The organism is Nonomuraea sp. NPDC023979, assembly GCF_040639085.1.
GTDB lineage: Bacteria > Actinomycetota > Actinomycetes > Streptosporangiales > Streptosporangiaceae > Nonomuraea > Nonomuraea ceibae.
The window spans coordinates 93,215-113,594 of record NZ_JBEZZG010000027.1 but is presented as its reverse complement, the minus strand read 5'-3'; the positions used below and the strand labels follow the sequence as shown (position 1 = coordinate 113,594).

Here is a 20,380-nt window from a genome sequence, read left to right as displayed (position 1 = left end):
TATGGATCTGCTGGAGGACTATCTCGCGGGCGTCCGGGCGCAGGGCGCGGTCTTCTGCCAGTCGATCGCCGAGCCGCCGTGGGCGGTGCGGTTCACCGATCCGGCGCCGCTGGCGCTGGGCGCGATGCTGCGCGGCGAGTCCTGGATCGTGCGCGCCGGCCTGCCGCCCGTCCGGGTCCGCGAGCGCGGCGTGGTGCTGGTGCGCGGCCTGCGGCCGTTCACCGTGGCCGACCGGCCGGACACCGAGCCCCAGGTGGTGATCGACGGCGCCGACCGGTGCTGGACCACGGCCGGCGGCCCGCAGGCGGCCGGGGCCGAGCTGCTGCTCGGGCCGCGCACGTACGGGCTCAGCGCCGACGGGTCCGACCTGTTCGTCACCGCCGAGTACCCGCTGCGCGGCGACGTGTCCGAGCGCCTGCTCAAGGCGCTGCCCGAGGTGGCCGTCATCCCGGCGGAGCCGCAGTTCGCGCCGCTGCTCGACCTGCTGGCCGCCGAGATCGGCGGCCAGGAGCCCGGCCAGCAGGTCATCCTGGACCGGCTGCTCGACCTGCTGCTGGTGCGGGCGCTGCGGGCGTGGTTCGCCCAGCCCGGCGTCGACGCCCCGCCCGGCTACCGGGCCCTGGCCGACCCCCGGATCGGGCGGGCGCTGCGGCTGATGCACGAGCAGCCCGCCCGCCCGTGGACGGTGGCGGCCCTGGGCGCGGAGGTGGGGATGTCGCGGGCGGTGTTCGCCCGGCGCTTCGCCGAGCTGGTCGGGCAGCCGCCGCTGGTCTACCTGCGGGAGTGGCGCATGACGGCCGCCGCCGACCTGCTGCGCGTGCCCGGCGCCACCGTGACCGCCGTGGCCAGGCGGGTCGGCTACGCCGACGGGTTCGCGTTCAGCACCGCCTTCAAGCGGGTACGCGGCGTGCCCCCGAGTGCGCTGACCCGCTGAGCCTGGCCGCCTGCATGGCGCTCAGCCGCCGCACGTACAGCGCGGTGACGACCGCCGCCGGCACCGCCAGCAGGTGCGTGACGAGGATGGCCCAGCCGATCGGCTCCAGGTCGTACAGGTGGTACGACTCGTCGTCCAGCTCGTACTCCACGTCCCCCTGGCGGAAGAACTCCGTCCACGGCAGCCAGAAGACGGGCCAGGTCAGGAAGGTGGCCAGCCACACGGCCCACCAGGCGTGCAGGAGCCCGGCGGGGGCCATCGCCCGGTCGTGCCGGGGCGGGCTGGAGGCGTGCCAGACGTCGTCGGCGATCTGCTTGGGCAGCACCAGGCAGGCCAGCGGGACGAACCAGCCGTACACGGCCATGGCCGGGCGGTAGCGCAGCCTGCCGGGCGCCAGCCGTTCGGCGACCGCCCGCACCCGCGCGAACCAGAGCAGCCAGCACACCACGAGCAGCGGGCCGAGGACGGCCTGGACGACCATCAGCGGGATGGCGACCTCCTCGACGGGGTCGCGGATCTCCTCGTACGCCTCCAGCAGGCCGATCTGCTCGGCGTGCTCGCCGACCGTGAGCTGGTGGATCGCCGCGGCCCCCGATACCAGCGCGAACAGGGCCAGCAGGACGTACACGGCGATCTCGTACCCGGTGGCCGGATACAGCGGGCGGCCGCCGCGCAGGTGCCGCCGCTCGTTGACGAGCAACGGCGGCCCGGCCACCGGGCCGGGCGGCGGCGGGGGCGCCGGCTGTTCGAGCGCGGTCAGCGCCAGGGTCCGGCGATCGGCGATGACCTGGGTGAGCGTCTCGGGCAGCCAGCGCACCGGGCCGGGGCCGTCGCCCGCGGAGGCGAGGCCGGACAGCCGGTCCAGCACCTGCTCCAGGCCCGGCCGGGCGGCGGGGTCCTTGGCCAGGCAGGCCGCGACCAGCCCGGCCAGCGGGGCGGGCACCCCGGTCAGGTCGGGGTCGGCGTGCACCACCCGGTAGACGATCGCGTGGACGGGGCCGTCGCCGAACGGGCCCCGGCCGGTGGCGGCGTAGGCCAGCACGCAGCCCAGCGAGAACACGTCCGAGGCCGGCCCGACCGGCTGGGCCGTGGCCTGCTCGGGCGACATGAACGCGGCGGTGCCCAGCACGGCGGCCGTCTGGGTCTGGCTGGTGGCGTCCAGCGCGCGGGCGATCCCGAAGTCGATCAGGCGGGGCCCGTCCTCGGCGAGGATGACGTTGGCCGGTTTGAGGTCACGGTGCACGACCTCGCAGGCGTGCACGGCGGCGAGCCCTTCGGCCAGCCCGGCCCCCAGCACCGCGACCGACTCCAGCGGGAGCGGCCCGTGCTCGTCGACCGCCTGGTGCAGGGAGGGGCCGGGGATGTAGGCGGTGGCCAGCCACGGCGGGTCGGCGTCGGCGCCGGCGTCGACGACCTGGGCGGTGTAGAAGCCGCCGACCTTGCGGGCGGCCTCCACCTCGGCGGCGAAACGGCGCCGGAAGTGCGCGTTGTCGGCCAGCTCCGGGCGCACCGCCTTGACCGCCACCAGCCGCCCGCCGGGAGAGCGGCCCAGGAACACCTGGCCCATCCCGCCCCCGCCGAGCCGCGCGCGCAGCCGGTAGGGGCCGATCTGGGTCGGGTCGCCGTCGCGCAGGGGATGAGGCATGACACCGCTTCCGCGTAGAGATCGTCTCCGGGTCGGTGTCATGATGCCAAAACGCCGGACTCCGGGCAGGCGAAACCGGATCGGCGCAAGAGGGATGTGCGGCAAGATGATCACGTCGCCGTGAAGGAGGCCGCTTGCTCGCTTTCGCCTGCGCCGGGTGCGGTGCCGTGCTGACCGCGAAGGTGTCGCGGGTGGAGCTTCCCGACCACGCCGGGCAGAAGTACGGCCACGACCTGGTGCCCGCCCTCCTGGAGCCGGGCACGTACACGGTCGACCCCGGGAACGGGCGGCCGTGGCGGCCGGAGACGCCCGAGGAGGAAGGCGGCGTCCGGCTGCTGACCCTCCACCTCGACGGCCCACCGGGCAGGATCGGGCTCGCGCCGGGCGACGTCCGCGGCACGGTCGTGCTGACCGACCGGCTGGGCGGCTGCTGCTGCGGCTGGGACGGCCGGTACGGCCCGAACCTGGCGTGCGCGGGCTGCGGCGGCGCGGTGGCGACCCGGGTCGACGACTGCGGCCACTGGCAGGTGGTGTGGCTGGAGCCGGACGCCGTGCGTCCGGTCGCCGTCGCGGGGCCCGTCCAGCGGGTGATGGACTGGACGGAGCTGCCGGGCACGCCGCCCGTCGAGCCGGCCGGGTGCTGGAGCCCGGCGTGGGAGGCGGCGATCGCGGCGGCGCTGGCCCACCTCATGGTGGCCGCGGAAGGGCGGCGGGTGACCGTGCCCGACGGGCCGGTCGCCCGGGCGTTCCGGCCGGCGATCGACGGCCTGCTCCCCCGGGGCCTGCCGGAACGGCGTCTCGCCCTGGCCGGGCCCGGCGTGCCCGAGCCGGTCGCGGACCTGGCCCTGGTGCCACGGCATCCGCAGACCGGCGCGGTGTGGCCGGGCGCGACGGCGGCGGCGGTGCCGCTGGCGGCCGGGGTGTGGGCGCGTCTGGCGTTCGCCGACGACCGGCGGCTCCTGTTCGCCTCGCCCCGGCTGCCCGACGGCGTCCGGCGTGACGACCCGCCCCCGCCGCTCCCGCGCCTGCCCTTCCGGCCGGACGGGAGGGTGTTCGCCGGGACGCTGGAGCGGCTGGGGGCGACCCGGGAGCCATGGCTGCGCCGGATCCACGACCGGGTGAAGGACGCCCCCTTCGAGCCCCCGTTCGGGTAGCCTGCGGCGCTGCCGTCGCGCCGGAACGTGCTGGTCGTGGCCGTAGCGGGTGCTAACGTACCTGGGTCCGCCGTCGTCCCTGGAGTGTGCATGAGCGACCGTCTCACCGCCTCGATGATCAGCCGGGCGGCCGAGCGGTTGCGCCCCGTGACCAGCCGCACGGCGCTGGAGCCCAACGAGCGGCTGTCCGGCCTGGTGGGCGGCCGGGTGCTGCTCAAGCGCGAGGACGCGCAGGTCTGCCGCTCCTACAAGGTGCGCGGCGCGTTCAACCTGATCGCCTCGCTCACGGAGGAGGAGCGGCGGCGCGGCGTCGTCTGCGCGAGCGCGGGCAACCACGGGCAGGGCGTCGCGTTCGCCTGCGCGCGGCTGGGCATCCACGGCCGCGTGTACGTCCCGTCGACCACGCCGAGGCAGAAGCGCGAGCGCATCGCGGCGCTCGGCGGCGACCGGGTGGAGGTCGTGGTGGGCGGCGGCACGTACGACGAGGCGAGCGACGCCGCGCACGCCGACAGCGGCCGTGGCGGGGCCGTCTACGTGCACCCGTTCGACGACGTGCGGACGATGGCGGGGCAGGGCACGGTCGGCCTGGAGATCCTGGAGCAGTGCGGCGAGCCGCCGGGCACCGTGGTGGTCCCGGTCGGCGGCGGCGGCCTGATCAGCGGCATCGCCGTCTGGCTGCGCGAGCACGCGCCCGCCACCCGCATCGTCGGCGCCGAGCCCGCGGGCGCGGCCAGCATGCGGGCCGCGCTGCGGCACGGCGGCCCGATCGCGCTGCCGGAGCTCGACACGTTCGTGGACGGCGCCGCCGTCGGCAGGGTCGGCGAGGCCACGTTCCCGCTGGTGAAAGAGCTGGTGGACGAGGTCGTCGCGGTCGACGAGGGCGCGGTGTGCACGGAGATGCTGGACCTCTACCAGGCCGACGGCATCATCGCCGAGCCCGCCGGGGCGCTCGCGGGCGCGGCGGCGCGCGAGGTGCTGCCGTACGCGCCCGAAGGCCCCGTCGTGTGCGTGGTGTCGGGCGGCAACAACGACGTCAGCCGCTACAACGAGGTGCTGGAGCGCTCGCTCGTCCACATCGGGCTGCGCCACTACTTCCTGGTGACGTTCCCGCAGCGGCCCGGGGCCCTGCGCCACTTCCTGGACGAGGTCCTGGGCGAGGGCGAGGACATCATCGCCTTCGAGTACGTCAAGAAGAACAACCGCGAGACCGGTCCGGCGCTCGTCGGCATCGAGCTGGAGCGGGCGGGTGACCTGGACAGCCTGCTGGCCCGGATGAAGGCCGGTCCGCTCACGGTCGAGCGCATCCCGCCGGGCTCGCCGCTGTTCACCTTCCTCCTGTGAGGCGGGGGCCGCAGATGCCGAGGGCCCTGCCGATCAGGGCGGGATCCTCGGCGGTGTCGAGCAGCGCCATCGCGTAGTCGGCGCGGGAGAGCTGCGCCGCGCCGCCCGTGGCGTTGGCCTCGAAGTCGACGTGCACGCGCCCGGCGGGCGGCTTGTCGTTGAGCATGGTGGCGCGGGCGATGCTCCAGTCGAGGCCGCTGACCTGCAGCATGCCCTCGGCGCGGGCGAGGTCGGCGTACGCCTCGCGGAAGATCAGCCAGGCGAGCGTGACCGCGAGGCGGGGCCTGGTGGCGGGGACGGAGCGGCTGCTCGTCATCACCACCCGCCGGACGCCGTGCTCGCGCATGGCGGTGATGAGGGTGGCGGCGATCCGGCTGCCGCCGACCGCGGCGATGACGGCGTCCTGTCCCTGTACGGCCCGGCGCACGGCGTCGAGGTCGTGCGCGTCGCCCTGGTGCACGCCGGCCAGCTCGGCGGTGCCGGTGAGGAGTTCGGGGCGGCGGGCGAAGGCGGTGATCTCGTGTCCGCGCCGGACGCCCTGGGCCAGCACGTGCTTGCCGGTCCGGCCGGTCGCGCCGATGACCATGATCTTCATGATGATGCCTCCTTCTATATGGCAGTTTGCACTATAGCGATACTCCTGAGCTATAGTGCAAACTGCACTAAGAAAAGGAGAGTCATGGCACGACGTCCCGACCTGGTCGGCCTGACCGTGCTGGCCATGCTGTCGGTACGTCCCGCCCACCCGTACGAGCTGCACCGGTTCATCCTCGACACGCACAAGGACTACGTGACGGGGCTGCCGCGCAGCCTCTACCACGCGGTCGACAAGCTGGCCGGCGAGGAGCTGATCGTTCCCGTGGAGACCAGCCGCGAGGGCCGCCGGCCCGAGCGCACCATCTACGAGATCACCGGCGAGGGCCGCCAGGAGCTGGCGACCCGGCTCCGGGCGCTGCTGGAGAACCCGGGCGGCGAGCGCCGCGTCTTCACCGCGGCCGTCTCGCTCATCGGCGTCCTGCCGGTGCCCGAGGCGCTGCAGTCGCTGCGCACCCGGGCGGCGGCGCTCGAAGGGAGCGTCACCGCGCTCAACGGCCACCTGAAGGCGCTGCGCGACAGCGGCCTGCCCGACGTGCTGGCGCTGGAGCTGGACTACGAGCGGGCGCTGACCGAGACCGAGCTGGCCTGGGTCAGGCAGCTCATCGGCCGACTGGAGTCGGGCGAGCTCGGCTGGTCCGACGCCTCCCGGCGCGACCAGCTCGACCAGCTCGACAGGGTGCTCGGCCAGCCATGACCAGACGGCTGCCAGGGTGCGCCAACACCCTGGCAGCCGGACCACCGACAAGGCGCCTGCCCTGCCTGGAGTCGCATCCCCAGGATAGGCGCCGCGACCATGAGGAGTTGCGCCATGTCCGCCGACGCGGAGATCGTCACCATGCTCACCCATCTCGCCGGCGCCTGGAACGCCGGCGACGCCACCGCCTACGCCGCCCTCTTCACCGAGGACGCCGACTACATCACCTTCACCGGCAGCCACAGCAGGGGCCGGGAGGAGATCGAGTCCTCGCACCGGTGGCTGTTCGAGGGGCCGCTGAAGGGCTCCACCATGCCCGCCCCGGGCGACGTCCTGGTCAAGCCGCTGGCCGACGGCGCCGTGCTGGTGATCGCGCGGGGCGGCACCAGTGTGGGCGGCGACCTGCGCGACTCGGTCGTCAGCTACACCGCCGTGCGCACCGCCGAGGGCTGGCGCTTCGCCTCCTTCCAGAACACCCGGGTGGCGTCATGACGAAGAAGACGCTGCTCGCCGAGGTGGCCGGGGTCGTCGAGGCGCCCGTCGCCACCGTGTGGGCCGCCGTGGCCGACGAGCTGCTGCCCGACGGCAGGCGCACCGGCCGCTTCACCGTCCAGGACGCGCCCGGTCACACGACCACCGTGGAGGTCCGGGACCGCACCGTCGCCTTCCAGGGCGGCTGGTGGTACCGGGGCGAGTGGAGCGTCCAGCCGCACCCGCAGGGGGCGCTGCTCGTGCACCGCGTCTTCAACGTGGCGCGGGTGGCCCGCTGGGCCGTGCCGCTTGCCAACCGCATGTTCGTCGGCTTCGCCGCCGCGACGCGGACGGCCTTCCTGGACGCGCTCGCCCGGACGGGACGCCGCCTGGGCTGCTCCACCCGCCCGGCCTGATCGGGTACGCCGCCCGCCCCCGGTCAGCGGGCGGGCGGCGCCGCGACGACCGGCCGGTTCGCCAGCGGGCTCGAGAAGATCATCGTGCTCGACGGCTTCCCGTAGACGGCCAGCCGGTCGATCAGCGCCTCGAACGCCGCCATCGACGGGACCGCGATCTTGAGGATGCTGCACACGTCGCCGGTGACGCGGTGGATCTCCCGGATCTCCGGCCAGGCGGCCACCTCGGGGTCCCGCAGCACGCACGTCGGTCCGTAGCAGGTGAGCTGCACGAACGCGGCCACCTCCCAGCCGACCCGGCCCGGGTCCACCGCCGCGTGGTAGCCGGTGATCACCCCGGTCTCCTCCAGCCGCCGGATCCGCTCGGCCACGGCCGGCGGCGACAGGTGGACGCGGCGCGACAGCTCGTTGAAGGAGAGCCTCGCGTTCTCCTGGAGCTCGCGCAGCAGCTCCCAATCCATGGCGTCCATCACACGCTCTTTCGTTCACAAGGTGACCCGGCCGATATCCGTACCGAATATAAGGCCGGAGCCGGGAACGGCCATTTCATCGGCATTCCGTCACCCGGTGCCGCCTCGGCATCATGAGAGGACCGACAAAGCGAGAGGAGTGCCGCAATGCCACGCGTACGTCCGGTCTCAGCCGGTGAACGGGCCGAGCGGGCCAGGGCCGGGGGCGGGCTGCCGACCCTCGACTTCGAGCAGGAGACCCCGTACGACTCCTACGTCGGCACCGGCGCCCTCCTCGACCTGCAGCGGCCGCTCAGCGACGCGCCGGGCGAGATGTCGTTCCTGGTGATCACGCAGGTGATGGAGCTGTACTTCAAGCTCGTCGCCCACGAGCTGCGCGGCGCCCAGGAGTCGCTGCGCGCCGACCGGGTGCCGGACGCCGTCGCCGCGCTGCGCCGCACCGGCCTGCACCTGGAAGGGCTGAACGGGAGCTGGCGCGGGCTGAGCTGGATGACGCCGTCGGACTTCAACCGCTTCCGCGACCTGCTCGGCGAGGCGTCGGGGCTGCAGTCGAGCATGTACCGGCTGGTGGAGTTCAGGCTCGGGCTGAAGAGCGAGGCGCTGCTGCGGCCGTTCAGGCGCAGCCCCGGCGGGCAGGCGCTGCGGCGGGCGTTCGCCGAGCCGAGCCTGTGGGACGACACCGTCGCGCTGCTCGCCCGGCACGGCCACGACCTGCCCGCCGACGTGCTCGGCCGCGACCACGCCGCCGAGTACGAGCCGCACGAGGCCGTCGAGCGCGCCTGGGTGGCGGTCTACCGCGACGAGTCCCCCGCCAACCTGCTCAGGTCGCTCGGCGACGCGCTGACCGAGGTCGCCGAGCGGTTCGGCGACTGGCGCTACCAGCACGTGGCGGCGGTGCGCAGGTCGATGGGCGCCAAGCCGGGCAGCGGCGGCTCCAACGGGCTGGCCTGGCTGGAGCGCAGCATGACCCGCGTGGTCTTCCCCGAGCTCTGGTCGGCTCGCACCCACATGTAGACCGGAGGGGATCTTCCGTTCGGCGGGCCGAGCGTCTAACGTCCGGAACGGCCGCGGGCCGCCCGTGCCCGGCCGGTCCGTGAGGAGAACCGCTCGTGCAACTCATGCGCATCGGCGCGCCCGGCGCCGAGAAGCCCGTCGTCCGCGTGGACGACGCCCACTACGTCGACGTCTCCGATGTCACGCCCGACTTCGACGAGCGGTTCTTCGGCTCCGGCCGCATCGCCCTGCTGCCCGAACGGGTCGCCACGGGCGAGCGCCGGCCGTTCGCCGGGGAGCGGATCGGCGCGCCGATCGCCCGGCCGCACCAGATCCTGTGCATCGGCCTCAACTACGCCGACCACGCCGCCGAGGCCGGGCTGCCGGTGCCGGACGAGCCGATCCTGTTCACCAAGTCGCCCAACACCCTCGTCGGACCCCACGACGACGTGCGCATCCCGCGCGGGTCCGCCAAGACCGACTGGGAGGTCGAGCTGGGCGTCGTCATCGGCCGCCGCACCTCCTACCTGGACTCGCCGGACGAGGCACGCGACGCCATCGCCGGCTACTGCGTGGTCAACGACGTGAGCGAGCGCGCCTTCCAGATGGAACGCGGCGGCCAGTGGTCCAAGGGCAAGTCCGCCGAGACGTTCAACCCGGCCGGGCCGTGGCTGGTCACCTCGGACGAGATCCCGGACGTGCGCGACCTCGGCCTGTGGCTGGACGTCAACGGGGTACGGCGGCAGACCGGCTCCACCAAGACGATGATCTTCGACCCGTATGTGATCGTGCACCATCTGAGCCAGTTCATGGTGCTGGAGCCCGGCGACCTGATCAACACCGGCACCCCGCCCGGCGTCGGCATGGGCCGCGACCCGCAGGTCTGGCTGCGGCCCGGGGACGTCGTCGAGCTGGGCATCGACCGCCTGGGCCGCCAGCGTCAGCGCGTCGTCGGACCCCGGTAGTGCGGGCGCTCGTCCTGACCGGGCCGGGCCGGGCCGAGGTCCAGGAGGTCGAGCCGCCCGCCGCCCTGCCCGGCGAGGTGGTGGTGGACGTCGAGCGGGCCGGCGTGTGCGGCACGGACGCCGAGCTGTTCAGCGGCCGGATGAGCTACCTGCGCACCGGCCGGTCCCGGTATCCGCTGCGTCCCGGCCACGAGTGGTGCGGCCGGGTGAGCGCGACCGGCGACGGCGTCGACCCGGCCTGGCTGGGGCGGCGCGTCACCGGCGACACCATGCTCGGCTGCGGCCGGTGCGCGCGCTGCCTGGCGGGCCGCCACCACGTGTGCGCGGACGTGGCGGAGCTCGGGATCAGCCGGGGCCGCCCCGGCGCGCTCGCCGAGCAGGTCGCGGTGCCCGTCACGGCGCTGCACCCGTTGCCCGGCGCCGTGGACCCCGCGGCGGGGGCGCTGGCCGAGCCGGGCGGCAACGCGCTGCGGGCCGTCCGCGCCGCCGCGCTGGAACCGGGCGAGCGGCTGCTGGTGCTGGGCACGGGGACGATCGGCCTGCTCGTGGCGCTGTTCGCGCGGGCCAGGGGCATCGGCGTCCACCTGATGGGGCGTGACGAGGACTCCCTGGAGCCCGCCCGGCGGCTCGGCTTCGACCGCCTCTGGACCCGGGAGTCGCTGCCGCCGGCGCCCTGGGACGCCGTCGTCGACGCCTCCAACGCCGCCGGGCTGCCCGCCCTCGCGGCGCGGCTCGCCGAACCCGGCCGGCGCGTCGTCTGCATCGGCCTGTCCGGCAGCCCGTCCACGCTCGACACGCGCGACCTGGTGCTCAGGGACGTCACCGTCGTCGGCGTCCTCGGCGGGTCCGCCGGGCTCGCGGGGGCCGTCGCCGCCTACGCCGACGGCTCCGTGGACCCCCGCCCGCTCGTGGCCGCCACCGTCGGGCTCGGCGAGACGGCCGGGGTGCTCGCGGGGCGGCGTCCGGCCGGGGCCGGGCCCGGGCCGAAGGTGCACATCGACCCCCGGCGCGTCAGGGGCGGCTGAGCGCCCGCTGCGTCAGGGGCGGGTGAGCGCCCGCTGCGTCAGGCCGTCGAGCCGGGCGCGGGCGGCGCGGACGAGGGGCCGGTCGGCCTCCACGTCCGTGACCGTCATGGACGGCAGCGGCAGGGCGGGCAGGGGCAGCACCGGGGTGAGCGTGAGCGGGACGCCGCCGACCTTGGCGCGCAGGCGGGACACGTACAGGACGACGCCGCCCGACAGGCTCAGCCGGGCGAAGCGCTGCCGCGCGGCCCTGCCGGGGCCGCCGGTCCAGTGCAGGCCGTCGGTGATCTCGACGGCGGACATGGACAGCTTGAGCCGGGCGCCCGCCGGCCGGCGCACCACCTCGATCCGCGCGCCGTGCACGGTCAGCCGCGCGGCCGTGAGGCCGGACCGAGCGGGCTCGGCGGGCTCAGCGGGTGTGGCGGGGTGCGGGAGGGCGAGGGCGAAGGCCACGGGGACGGCGGCGAGGGCCCGCAGCGGGTCACGCGCCGGACGCTCCCGGCGGGCGGCGGGGGTCCAGGCGCACAGCAGGGCGCCGCCGGTGAGCCCGGCGAGCATGCCGACGCCGAAGCCGCCGAAGTTGGACGTGACGAAGGACCCCAGCGACAGCGCGATGGCGGTGATCCCGAGGAACACCCGCTGCCCGAGCTGCCACCAGCTCAGCAGCCCGGCGGCGACGAGGAGCAGCCCGGCCAGGTAGCCGGAGATCCCGGCGACGCCCTGCCGGACGAGGAGCGGGAGCGGGGCGAGCGGCGCGAGCAGGATGACGGCCCCACCGGCGATCACCCACAGCCCTCCCCAGAAGGGACGGCTACGGCGCCACCGGCGGAATCGGGCCATGATCAGAAGCACTCGTGGTCGCCGGGCAGAAAGCTCAGCCGCAGCCCGTTGAGCCGGAAGGTGCCCGCGTTGACGGCGTAGGCGGTCTGCCGCAGGCCGGTGATGCGCACGGTGTCGGCCCGCTGGCCGATGTCGCCCCGGCGGCCGGTCCGCCCGGCGGGGGCGCCGAGGGTGGCGGCGTCGACGCCGATCTCGATGTCGCCGAACTCGGCGTCGCCGGAGAGCTGGTGCAGGTCGATGACCAGGTTCGTGACCTCCACGGGCCGCTCACCGTCGCCCGCCCTGACCAGGAACGTGACGGGCCCGGCGGGGGTGCGGACGAGCGCGGACTGGCACAGGCCGGTGATCCGCGCCCTGCCGATCACCGAGACGAGGACCGGCCGCTGCCCGGCGGTGGTCGCGGCCACGTCGCCGTACTGGGCGAACCCCTCCCCCACGAGCCGGTCCGCCGACACCTTGAACCGCTCGCCCGACAGGGCGAAGGACGCCGCCACGCCGCCCGTGCCGGTCAGGCCGACGAGGAGCGCGGCCGCCGCCAGCGCGGGGACGAGCACGGCGGCGAAGCGGCGCCACCGGGTGCCGCCCGCCGGGCCGGGCACCGGCTCACCTGACATCACGCCCCGCCTCCGCTCAGGTGCGGTGTGGTCGCCGGAACGGGCGAACCGGCACGCCACAGTATAGAGACCCATCGCACACAATTGACTACTCTCGGCGACACTGGCCAGATTTCCAAAGCCCACCACACCATCCCTTAACGGGAGGCATCACCGTCACCAGGGAGGAACACGAACAGTCGCTATTCGGTCACGTACGGCTGTGGTGCCATGGGGGCGCGGACGAGCGGAAGGGTGACGGAATGAGCGCAGGCGGGAACGGGCAGGCGTGGCCGCGCCAGGCGGTGGCGATCGTGGGCGTGGGGTGCCGGCTCCCCGGCGGCATCCGCGACCTCGACGGACTGTGGCAGGCGCTGCTGCGCGGCGACGATCTGGTCGGCACCGTGCCGCCGGACCGCTTCGAGGCCGACCGGTACGTCGACGAGTCCATCCCTCGCCTCGACCACAGCTACACGCGGGCCGGCGGCTTCCTCGACGACGTCACCGGCTTCGACGCCGCCTACTTCGGGATCTCCCCCAAGGAGGCCGCCTCGATGGACCCGCAGCAGCGGCTGCTGCTGGAGATGGCGGCCGAGGCGTTCGACGACGCCGGCATCGACCCGGCCCGCCTGGCGGGCGGCGACACGGGCGTGTTCGTCGGCGTCTCCGACCCGTCGTACGGGGTGCTGCAGGCGCTCGAACCCGGCGGGATGGGCCCGTACACGATGTCCGGCATGGCGCTGTCGATCGCCGCGAACCGGCTGTCGCACGCGTTCGACCTGCGCGGGCCCAGCATGAGCATCGACACCGCGTGCTCGTCGGCGCTGCAGGCGGTCGAACGGGCCTGCCGGGCGCTGGCGGACGGCTCCGCCAGCACGGCGCTGGCCGGCGGCGTGAACGTGCTCCTCAACCCGATGGGGTTCATCGGGTTCAGCCAGGCGGCGATGCTGTCGCCGACCGGGCGGTGCCGGGCGTTCTCGGCCGACGCCGACGGGTTCGTCCGGGCCGAGGGCGGCGGCGTGGTCGTGCTCAAGCTGCTGGACGACGCGCTCGCCGACGGCGACCGGGTGCACGGCGTCATCGTCGGCGCCGCCGCCAACAACGACGGCCGCACGATGGGGCTGGCGCTGCCGAGCACCGAGGCGCAGGAGGCGCTGCTGCGCCAGGTGTACTGGAAGGCCGGCGTCGACCCCGACGAGGTCGCGTACGTGGAGGCCCACGGCACCGGCACGCAGGCCGGCGACCCCGCCGAGTGCGGCGCGCTGGGACGGGCGCTCGGCACGGCCCGGTCGAGCGGCCCGCTGCCGATCGGCTCGGTCAAGACGAACCTCGGCCACCTGGAGCCCGCCTCCGGCATGCCGGGGCTGTTCAAGGCGCTGCTCGTGCTGCGGCACCGGACGATCCCGGCGTCCCTGCACGCCTCGGTGCCGAACCCCGCCATCGACTTCGACGGGCTCGGGCTGAGCATCGTCACCGAGCCGCGCCCGCTGCCCGAGACGGGCGGGCGGACGGTGGTGGGGGTGAACTCGTTCGGGTTCGGCGGCGCGAACGTGCACGTGGCCGTCGCCGCGCCGCCGTCGGTGGGGTCGTCGTCGGAGGGGGCGTCCGGGGTGCCGGGGCGGGTGGAGGGGGCCGTCCCGGTGCCCGTCGTCGTGTCCGCGCGCTCCGGCGGCGCGCTGACGGAGGCCGTCGCGCGCGCCGCCGCGCACCTGGAGACGGTAGGCGCGGACGGCTTCTACGACGTCGCCTACACCGCCGCGCGCCGCCGCGGCCTGCACCGGCACCGCGCCGTCGTGCTCGCCGCCTCCCCCGCGGAGGCGGCGGGCGGCCTGTCCAGGCTGTACGCGACCGGGGACGAGGCCCGGACGGGCGCATCGGCGCCCAAGGCGGTCACCGGCGAGGCCGTGGAGCGCGGCCGGGTCGCCCTGGTGTTCTGCGGCAACGGGTCGCAGTGGGCCGGGATGGGCGCCGACCTGCTCGGCGAACCCGCGTTCCGGCAGGCCGTCGAGGCCGTCGACGGCGAGCTGGCCGACCGGCTCGGCTGGTCGGTGCTGCGCGAGCTGGAGCTGCCGCCGGACCGGTGGCGGCTGTCGGCGACCGAGGTGGCCCAGCCGCTGCTGTTCGCGGTGCAGGCCGGGGTGGCGGCGATGCTGGAGGCGGCGGGCGTACGGGCCGGGGCGGTGCTGGGGCACAGCGTCGGCGAGGTCGCCGCCGCGTACACCTCCGGCGCGCTGTCGGCCGCCCAGGCCGCGCGGGTGATCGCCGCCCGCGGGCTGGCGCAGTCGGCGACGCGCGGCCAGGGCCGGATGGCGGCCGTCGGGCTGCCCGAGGCCGAGGCCCGGCAGCTCCTCGCCGGCTACCCCGGCGTGGAGGTCGCCGCCGTCAACACCGCCCGGGACGTGACCGTCGCCGGGCCCCAGGGCGCGCTCAAGCTGCTGGGCGAGGACCTGGCGGCGCGCGAGGTCTTCTACCGCGAGCTGGACGTGGAGTATCCGTTCCACAGCGCCGCCATGGACGCCGTACGCGAACCGCTCTGCGCGGCGCTGGAGGGGCTGCGGCCGTCTCGGGCGCGGATCCCCATGGTGTCGACGGTCTCGGGCGAGACGCTGACCGGCGAGGAGCTCGACGCCACGTACTGGTGGCAGAACGTACGGCGGCCCGTGCGGTTCGCGGAGGCGGTGGACCGGGTGCTCGCCGACGGGTACGACGTGCTGGTGGAGGTCGGGCCCCACCCGGTGCTCCGCTCCTACCTGCGCCGCCTCTCCGCCGCCGCCCACACCCGCACCGCCCTCATCCCCACCCTTCACCGCCCCCCTGCAACCGACCCCGCACCCGACACCCCGCAGCCCCCCGCGAACGGCGCGGAGGACACCCCTTCCGTGGGAGCGGACCAGTCCCCGGCGGGTCCCGCGAACGAGGCCCCGGGTGACGGCGGCACGGAAGACGCCACCACGGACAGCGCGGAAGACGCCCCGGCGAGCAGCGCGGAAGACGCGCCTGATCCCGGGACGGAGGGCGCCCCCGCGAACGGCGCGCACCCCGCTCCGGCGGACGGCCCGGGGGAAACCCTCGCCACGGATGCTCCGGTGGGGGTGGCAGCCGGGGCTGTGGTGGCCGGGGGGCCGGCGGCGGTCGGGGCGGCGGTGGCGGGGGTCGTGGCGGCCGGGGGTGAGATCGACTGGGACCGGTACTTCCCGCGCCCCGGCGTGGTGCGGTCGCTGCCCGCCTACCCGTGGCAGCGGCAGCGCCACTGGACCGGCGGCCCACTGAGCTGGGCGCGCTCCATCGGCGACCCGGCGATCGTGCACCCGCTGCTGGGCCAGCGGCTGCCGACGCTCGAACCGTCCTGGTACGGGGAGATCGACCAGGTACGCGTGCCGTGGGTGAACGACCACCGGGCGGCCGGGGCCGCCGTGATGCCCGCGACCGGCTACCTGGAGATGGCGCTGGCCGCCGGGCGGCACGCGATCCCGGAGGCGGCCGACGCGGTCGAGATCGACCGGGCGAGCATCACCCGCGCCCTGGTGGTGCCGCCCCCGAGCGGGGAGCCGGTCTGCGTGCAGACGTCGCTGTCCGCAGAGACGGGCATGATCACCGTGTCGAGCACGAATCGGCGCGGGCAGCATTCGCGCGAGCACTTCCGGGCGCGGGTGCGGCCGCTGCTGCGTACCGCCCCGCCGCCGCTCGACCTGGCCGAGCTGCGCGCCCGCGTCGCCGAGCCCGTCGACGTGCCCGCCTACTACGCGCGGGCGGCCGAGGGGCGGATGGCGTGGGGGCCGACGTTCCGGGTGCTCACGGGGCTGTGGCGGGCGCCGGGTGAGGTGCTGGGCGCGTACACCTGCCCGGACCAGCAGGACGAGCGCTACGAGGCACACCCGGTGCTGCTCGACAGCGCCCTCCAGGCGGGCGTGCTGTGGCTGGTGGACCTGCTGGTGGACGGCACCGGCTACATGCCCGCGGCGATCGGCGCCGTCCGCGTGTGGGGCAGGCCGGACCCGGAGGGCTTCCTGCACGTACGGGAACGTTCCAGCAGCCTGGAGGAGGTGTGCTGGGACATCACGATCACCGGGACGGACGGCCGGGTGGCGGCCGAGATGGACGGCGTCCGGCTGCGCCGCATGCCGGGCACCCACACGACCCGGCCCGAGCGCTACCACGTCGAGCTGCGCGCGGCCCCCCGCCCCACCGACCCCGCCGCCGCCTGGCCGGGCCCCTCTCCGGCCGCCCTGCTCGCCGGCGCGGCCGACCGGCTGGCCGAAGCGCGCTCGGCCTGGCGGGACCTGCGCTATCCGGCGTACGCGGCCCTCCTGGAGGAGACCTCCGCCCACGCCCTCGCCGCGGCGCTGGCGGCCTTGACCACCGGCGAAGCCGAACCGGCCGCCGAGAACGTACCGGCGGCCGAGAGCGCGCCGGGCGCCGAGAGCGCGTCGCCGACCGGGAGCCGGCCGACCGGCGCGAGCCGGCCGGGCGGCGGAGGGCTGGACGTGGAGGGGCTGATCGGTGTGTGCCGGGAGCCACGGCATCGGGAGCTGGTGCGGGCGGCGTTGCCGCTGCTGGAGCGGTACGGGGTGCTGGAGCGGCACGGCGACGGGAGCGTACGCCTGGTCGGGGGTGCGCCGGACCTGCGGAGGCTGGTAGAGGCGGGGGCGGCGTTCCCGGCGCAGACGGCGCTGGCGGTGCGGGCCGCGACGCGGCTGCGGGAGGTGCTGGCCGGGAAGGTCGAGGCGGCCGACGTGCTCGGCGCGGACGGGGCCGCCGACCTGCTGGAGCAGTATCACGACATCGGGCCGGTGAGCCTGTTCGCGAACCGGATCGCGCGGGCGCTGGTCGAGCAGGTCGTCCAGGGGTGGCCGGTGGATCGGCCGCTGCGCGTGCTGGAGGTGGGGGCGGGCACCGGCGGCACCACGGCGGCGCTGCTGCCGGTCCTGCCGGTCGACCGGACCCGCTACACCGTCACCGACGTGGCGGAACCGGCGCTGGCCCGGCTGCGGCAGCGGCTGTCCGGGGCGGACGTCGTCGACTTCGGGCTGCTCGACCTGGACGTGGACCCGGGCGAGCAGGGGTATGCGGAAGGCGCGTTCGACCTGGTGGTGGCGGGCGGGTGCCTGCATGCGGCCCGGGACGTGGCCGGGGCGCTGCGCGGGCTGGGGCGGCTGCTCGCGCCCGGCGGGAAGCTGCTCGCGGCGGTGCCGCACCGGGAGGGGCCGCCGTTGCCGCTGCCGGAGCTGACGCCGGAGTTCCGGGACGCGCCGCCGGACGCGCCGACGCGGTCCGCGCGGCAGTGGACGGAGCTGCTGGCCGAGGCGGGCTACGCCGATGTGGTGCGGGCCGGGCCCGAGGAGGACCCTGACGTGGGCGGCTTCTCGGTGCTGCTCGCGACCTCCCCCGCCGGCGCGTCCGCGGACCGGGCGGCGCTGCCTGACGGCGGGGCTGAGGGCACCTGGGTCCTCATCGCGGAGGATGCCGGCGACCCGGTGGTCGCCGAGCTCGCGGCGCTGCTGCGGGAGCGCGGCGGCCAGGCGGTGGTGGCCCCTCCCGGCGACGACGCCGCCGTGTGGGCCGCCCACGCCTCCACAGCCGACAGGATCACGTACGCCCTGATCCTGGGAGAGCCTGCCGAACCGGACACCCCCGCGCCCTCAGACGCCACCGAGCCGCGGTCAGCCACCACACCCCCGGAGGTCGGCGAGCCGCTGGAGGCCGCCGGGCGGGCCGAGGGTGGCGGGGCGCTGGGCGTCGGCGTGCCGCATGAGGTTGTGGGGCGGGTCGTACGGCGGGCGGGGGTGCTTCGGGGGCTGGCGGTGGCCTGTGAGGAGCTGCCGCAGAGCCTGCCGGTGCGGTTGTGGCTGGTGGTCCGGCCGTGCGGGGCGCTGCCTGAGCCGGAGGGCGGCGAGGTGCACGCGGAGGACGCGGCCACGTGGGGGACGGTGCGGTCGCTGGGGAACGAGCAGCCGCGGCTGGACGCCCGGCGGGTGTGCCTGCACCGGGGCGGCGACGCGCGCCGGGACGCGGAGCGGCTGGCGGCGGAGCTGCTGGAGCCGGGCGACGACGACGAGATCCTCCTGGCGCGGGCGGGGCGGTTCACGCCTCGGCTGGTGCGGTCGGCGCCGCCGGCCGTGCGGGCGGCCGCAGGGGACGCGTACCGGCTGGCGGTGCGGGATCCGGGGCTGGCGTACGAGCTCGTGTGGGAGCGGACCGCGCGGCCGGAGCCGGGCCCGGGGCAGGCGCTGGTCGAGGTGGGGGCGATCGGGCTGAACTACCGGGACGTCATGTTCGCGGTGGGCCTGCTGCCGTCGGAGGCCGTGGAGGCCGTGTTCGGCGGGCACGAGCTGGGCCTGGAGTGCGCCGGGACGGTCGTGGCCGTGGGGCCGGGCGTGACGCGGTTGCGCCCGGGGGACCGGGTGGCGGCGGCCGGGCCGGTGGGGTTCGGCAGCCATGCGGTGATCGAGGAGTGGACGGCCATCCGCATCGCGGACGGGCTCGGCTTCGCCGGGGCGGCCACGCTGCCGATGCCGTACTCGACCGTTCATCACGCGCTGCATCACTGCGCGAGGATCCGGGCGGGTGAGACGGTGCTGGTGCACGGCGGCGCGGGCGGGGTCGGGCTGGCGGCGCTGGAGTACGCGCGGGCGGCCGGGGCGCACGTGATCGCGACGGCGGGCAGCGAGGCCAAGCGGGACCTGCTGCGGGCGCTGGGGGCGGCGCACGTGCTGGACTCGCGAAGCCTGCGCTTCGCCGAGCAGGTGCGGGAGCTGACCCGCGGGCGGGGCGTGGACATCGTGCTGAACTCGCTGGCCGGGGAGGCCGTGAGCCGGAGCCTGGAGTGCCTGCGGCACGGCGGGCGCTTCGTCGAGCTGGGCAAGCGCGACATCTACGAGAGCCGGCATCTGGCGCTGCGGCCGTTCGGGGACAACATCGCGTTCTACGGCGTGGACGTGGGCACGCTCATGTGGAAGGACCCGGCGCTGATGGCCGAGCACATGGCGACGCTCCTGACGGTGACGGACATGCGTCCGCTGCCGCACACGGTGTTCCCGGCGGAGCGCGTGGCGGACGCGTTCGCGCTCATGCGGCATTCCCGGCACATCGGGAAGGTCGTGGTCTCGCTGGATCCGCGGGACGAACCCGGCCTGGTGCGCTTCCGTCCCGCCGTGCGGCGGGGCTCGGGCACGTACCTGATCACGGGTGGCCTGAGCGGGTTCGGCGCGGAGACCGCGCGGCGCCTGGCGGGGGCGGGGGTGCGGCGGCTGGCGCTGGTCAGCAGGCGCGGCGCGGCCACGCCGGAGGCGGACGCGCTGCTGGCGGAGCTGCGCGGGCTCGGTGCGGAGGCCACGGCGCACGCGGCCGACGTCGCCGACCGCGACGCCGTGGCCCGCCTGCTGCGCGAGCTCGACGAGGCCGGGCACCCGGTGCGCGGCGTCGTGCACGCCGCCATGACGCTCGACGACGCCGCGCTCGCGGACCTGTCCGACGACCGGTTCCGGGAGGTCCTGCGGCCGAAGATCGCGGGTGCGCTGGTGCTGGACGAGCTCACGGCGGGGCTGCCGCTGGAGGCGTTCGTGCTGTACTCGTCGCTGACGACGATCGGCAACATCGGGCAGTCGCCGTACGTGTCGGCGAACCTGTTCCTGGAGGCGCTGGCCAGGCGGCGGCGGGCCCGGGGCCTGCCCGCGCTCGCGGTGTGCCTGGGCGCGCTGGCCGGCACCGGCGTGCTGGCGCACGGCACCCAGGCGGAGGCGCTGGCCAGGCTCGGCATCGGCTCCATGGACCCGGCCGTGGCGCTGGCCGCCGTGGACGACATGCTGGCCGACGGCTCCGACGTGGCCGTGATCGGCCGCTGCGACTGGGCCAGGCTGCTCCAGGCGCTCCCGGGGCTGCGGCGGCCGTGGCTGTCGGCGGTGCTGCCGCCCGGCGCCGACCAGGCCCCCGACGTCGAGGACCTGCTGGGGAAGCTGGCCCTGATGGACGCCGAGGAGGCGCACGCGTACGTCGTCGAGCAGATCACCGAGCTGCTGTCGTCGGTGCTGCTGGTCCCGGCCGCCGACATCGACCCGGACCGGCGGCTGGACGAGTACGGCCTCGACTCGCTCATGGCCACGCAGCTCCTGCTGTCGATGCGGCACGCGTTCGCGGTGGACATCCCGCCGATGGAGCTGATCCGCGGGGCCGGGACCGTCAGCGACATCGCCCGCACGGTGCTCCTCCACCTGGGGCTGCAGGCCTCGCGCCCGGCTTCCTGAGGAGG

The 20,380-nt window shown here is 75.6% G+C and carries 15 protein-coding genes; 10 read left to right on the top strand and 5 right to left on the bottom strand.

From position 1 onward, the window contains the following. Position 1 precedes the first annotated feature (1 nt). Positions 2 to 934 carry an AraC family transcriptional regulator gene (locus AB0G11_RS35430; protein WP_357591097.1) on the top strand — a complete coding sequence of 311 codons (933 nt, stop codon included), beginning with the start codon at positions 2 to 4 and terminating at the stop codon, positions 932 to 934. Here AB0G11_RS35430 and AB0G11_RS35425 read toward each other — a convergent pair. Further along, the gene (locus AB0G11_RS35425) at positions 891 to 2,579 is read right to left on the bottom strand and encodes a DUF4328 domain-containing protein (RefSeq protein ID WP_357591095.1); all 1,689 of its coding nucleotides are present in this window, start codon (positions 2,577 to 2,579) and stop codon (positions 891 to 893) included. The genes AB0G11_RS35430 and AB0G11_RS35425 overlap by 44 nt on opposite strands. Before the next feature lie 134 nt (positions 2,580 to 2,713). On the opposite strand from AB0G11_RS35425, the gene AB0G11_RS35420 reads away from it, so the two are divergent. Together AB0G11_RS35420 and ilvA are read left to right on the top strand one after the other, a co-directional pair. Then, the gene (locus AB0G11_RS35420; protein ID WP_357591093.1) at positions 2,714 to 3,733 is read left to right on the top strand and encodes a hypothetical protein; all 1,020 of its coding nucleotides are present in this window, start codon (positions 2,714 to 2,716) and stop codon (positions 3,731 to 3,733) included. Between the two features lie 90 nt (positions 3,734 to 3,823). Then, positions 3,824 to 5,074 carry a threonine ammonia-lyase IlvA gene (gene ilvA, locus AB0G11_RS35415; protein ID WP_357591092.1) on the top strand — a complete coding sequence of 417 codons (1,251 nt, stop codon included), beginning with the start codon at positions 3,824 to 3,826 and terminating at the stop codon, positions 5,072 to 5,074. Here the strand turns inward: ilvA and AB0G11_RS35410 are convergent. Then, positions 5,058 to 5,669, bottom strand: a complete 612-nt coding sequence (locus tag AB0G11_RS35410) for an NAD(P)H-binding protein (RefSeq protein ID WP_357591090.1) — start codon at positions 5,667 to 5,669, stop codon at positions 5,058 to 5,060. The two genes, ilvA and AB0G11_RS35410, sit on opposite strands and share 17 nt — an antisense overlap. 84 nt (positions 5,670 to 5,753) lie before the next feature. On the opposite strand from AB0G11_RS35410, the gene AB0G11_RS35405 reads away from it, so the two are divergent. The 3 genes from AB0G11_RS35405 (at position 5,754) to AB0G11_RS35395 (ending at position 7,252) form a co-directional block, all read left to right on the top strand. After that, positions 5,754 to 6,365, top strand: a complete 612-nt coding sequence (locus AB0G11_RS35405; protein WP_357591088.1) for a PadR family transcriptional regulator — start codon at positions 5,754 to 5,756, stop codon at positions 6,363 to 6,365. A gap of 114 nt (positions 6,366 to 6,479) precedes the next feature. Continuing rightward, positions 6,480 to 6,857 (top strand): SgcJ/EcaC family oxidoreductase, encoded by a 378-nt coding sequence (locus tag AB0G11_RS35400; RefSeq protein WP_357591087.1) that lies wholly within the window; start codon positions 6,480 to 6,482, stop codon positions 6,855 to 6,857. Further along, the gene (locus AB0G11_RS35395) at positions 6,854 to 7,252 is read left to right on the top strand and encodes a hypothetical protein (protein ID WP_357591085.1); all 399 of its coding nucleotides are present in this window, start codon (positions 6,854 to 6,856) and stop codon (positions 7,250 to 7,252) included. Before AB0G11_RS35400 ends, AB0G11_RS35395 begins: the two co-directional genes overlap by 4 nt. Before the next feature lie 23 nt (positions 7,253 to 7,275). Here AB0G11_RS35395 and AB0G11_RS35390 read toward each other — a convergent pair whose 3' ends face one another. Further along, positions 7,276 to 7,722, bottom strand: a complete 447-nt coding sequence (locus tag AB0G11_RS35390) for an Lrp/AsnC family transcriptional regulator (RefSeq protein ID WP_357591083.1) — start codon at positions 7,720 to 7,722, stop codon at positions 7,276 to 7,278. Between the two features lie 147 nt (positions 7,723 to 7,869). Here AB0G11_RS35390 and AB0G11_RS35385 point away from each other — a divergent pair, with 147 nt between their 5' ends. The 3 genes from AB0G11_RS35385 (at position 7,870) to AB0G11_RS35375 (ending at position 10,705) form a co-directional block, all read left to right on the top strand. After that, entirely contained in the window at positions 7,870 to 8,736 is an 867-nt protein-coding gene (locus tag AB0G11_RS35385; protein WP_357591081.1) for a tryptophan 2,3-dioxygenase family protein, read from the top strand. A gap of 95 nt (positions 8,737 to 8,831) precedes the next feature. Beyond that, positions 8,832 to 9,680 (top strand): fumarylacetoacetate hydrolase family protein, encoded by an 849-nt coding sequence (locus tag AB0G11_RS35380; RefSeq protein WP_357591079.1) that lies wholly within the window; start codon positions 8,832 to 8,834, stop codon positions 9,678 to 9,680. Next, entirely contained in the window at positions 9,680 to 10,705 is a 1,026-nt protein-coding gene (locus AB0G11_RS35375; RefSeq protein WP_357591077.1) for an alcohol dehydrogenase catalytic domain-containing protein, read from the top strand. The genes AB0G11_RS35380 and AB0G11_RS35375 overlap by 1 nt, the downstream gene beginning before the upstream one ends. 12 nt (positions 10,706 to 10,717) lie before the next feature. Here AB0G11_RS35375 and AB0G11_RS35370 read toward each other — a convergent pair whose 3' ends face one another. Then, positions 10,718 to 11,542, bottom strand: a complete 825-nt coding sequence (locus tag AB0G11_RS35370; protein ID WP_357591075.1) for a DUF6114 domain-containing protein — start codon at positions 11,540 to 11,542, stop codon at positions 10,718 to 10,720. A 2-nt stretch (positions 11,543 to 11,544) separates the two neighbouring features. Continuing rightward, positions 11,545 to 12,156, bottom strand: a complete 612-nt coding sequence (locus tag AB0G11_RS35365) for a DUF6230 family protein (protein ID WP_357591073.1) — start codon at positions 12,154 to 12,156, stop codon at positions 11,545 to 11,547. A gap of 242 nt (positions 12,157 to 12,398) precedes the next feature. Here AB0G11_RS35365 and AB0G11_RS35360 point away from each other — a divergent pair, with 242 nt between their 5' ends. After that, a complete protein-coding gene (locus AB0G11_RS35360) occupies positions 12,399 to 20,375 on the top strand; it encodes an SDR family NAD(P)-dependent oxidoreductase (protein ID WP_357591071.1) in 7,977 nt (2,658 codons plus the stop codon). The last annotated feature ends 5 nt before the right edge of the window (positions 20,376 to 20,380 follow it).

What these genes read in the sequence shown, in the direction of transcription:
- AB0G11_RS35400 (WP_357591087.1), top strand. Translation starts at nt 6,480, where the DNA reads ATGTCCGCCGACGCGGAGATCGTCACCATGCTCACCCATCTCGCCGGC.
- AB0G11_RS35390 (WP_357591083.1), bottom strand. Translation starts at nt 7,722, where the DNA reads ATGGACGCCATGGATTGGGAGCTGCTGCGCGAGCTCCAGGAGAACGCG.
- ilvA (WP_357591092.1), top strand. Translation starts at nt 3,824, where the DNA reads ATGAGCGACCGTCTCACCGCCTCGATGATCAGCCGGGCGGCCGAGCGG.
- AB0G11_RS35430 (WP_357591097.1), top strand. Translation starts at nt 2, where the DNA reads ATGGATCTGCTGGAGGACTATCTCGCGGGCGTCCGGGCGCAGGGCGCG.
- AB0G11_RS35395 (WP_357591085.1), top strand. Translation starts at nt 6,854, where the DNA reads ATGACGAAGAAGACGCTGCTCGCCGAGGTGGCCGGGGTCGTCGAGGCG.
- AB0G11_RS35425 (WP_357591095.1), bottom strand. Translation starts at nt 2,579, where the DNA reads ATGCCTCATCCCCTGCGCGACGGCGACCCGACCCAGATCGGCCCCTAC.
- AB0G11_RS35410 (WP_357591090.1), bottom strand. Translation starts at nt 5,669, where the DNA reads ATGAAGATCATGGTCATCGGCGCGACCGGCCGGACCGGCAAGCACGTG.
- AB0G11_RS35360 (WP_357591071.1), top strand. Translation starts at nt 12,399, where the DNA reads ATGAGCGCAGGCGGGAACGGGCAGGCGTGGCCGCGCCAGGCGGTGGCG.
- AB0G11_RS35365 (WP_357591073.1), bottom strand. Translation starts at nt 12,156, where the DNA reads ATGTCAGGTGAGCCGGTGCCCGGCCCGGCGGGCGGCACCCGGTGGCGC.
- AB0G11_RS35405 (WP_357591088.1), top strand. Translation starts at nt 5,754, where the DNA reads ATGGCACGACGTCCCGACCTGGTCGGCCTGACCGTGCTGGCCATGCTG.
- AB0G11_RS35370 (WP_357591075.1), bottom strand. Translation starts at nt 11,542, where the DNA reads ATGGCCCGATTCCGCCGGTGGCGCCGTAGCCGTCCCTTCTGGGGAGGG.
- AB0G11_RS35385 (WP_357591081.1), top strand. Translation starts at nt 7,870, where the DNA reads ATGCCACGCGTACGTCCGGTCTCAGCCGGTGAACGGGCCGAGCGGGCC.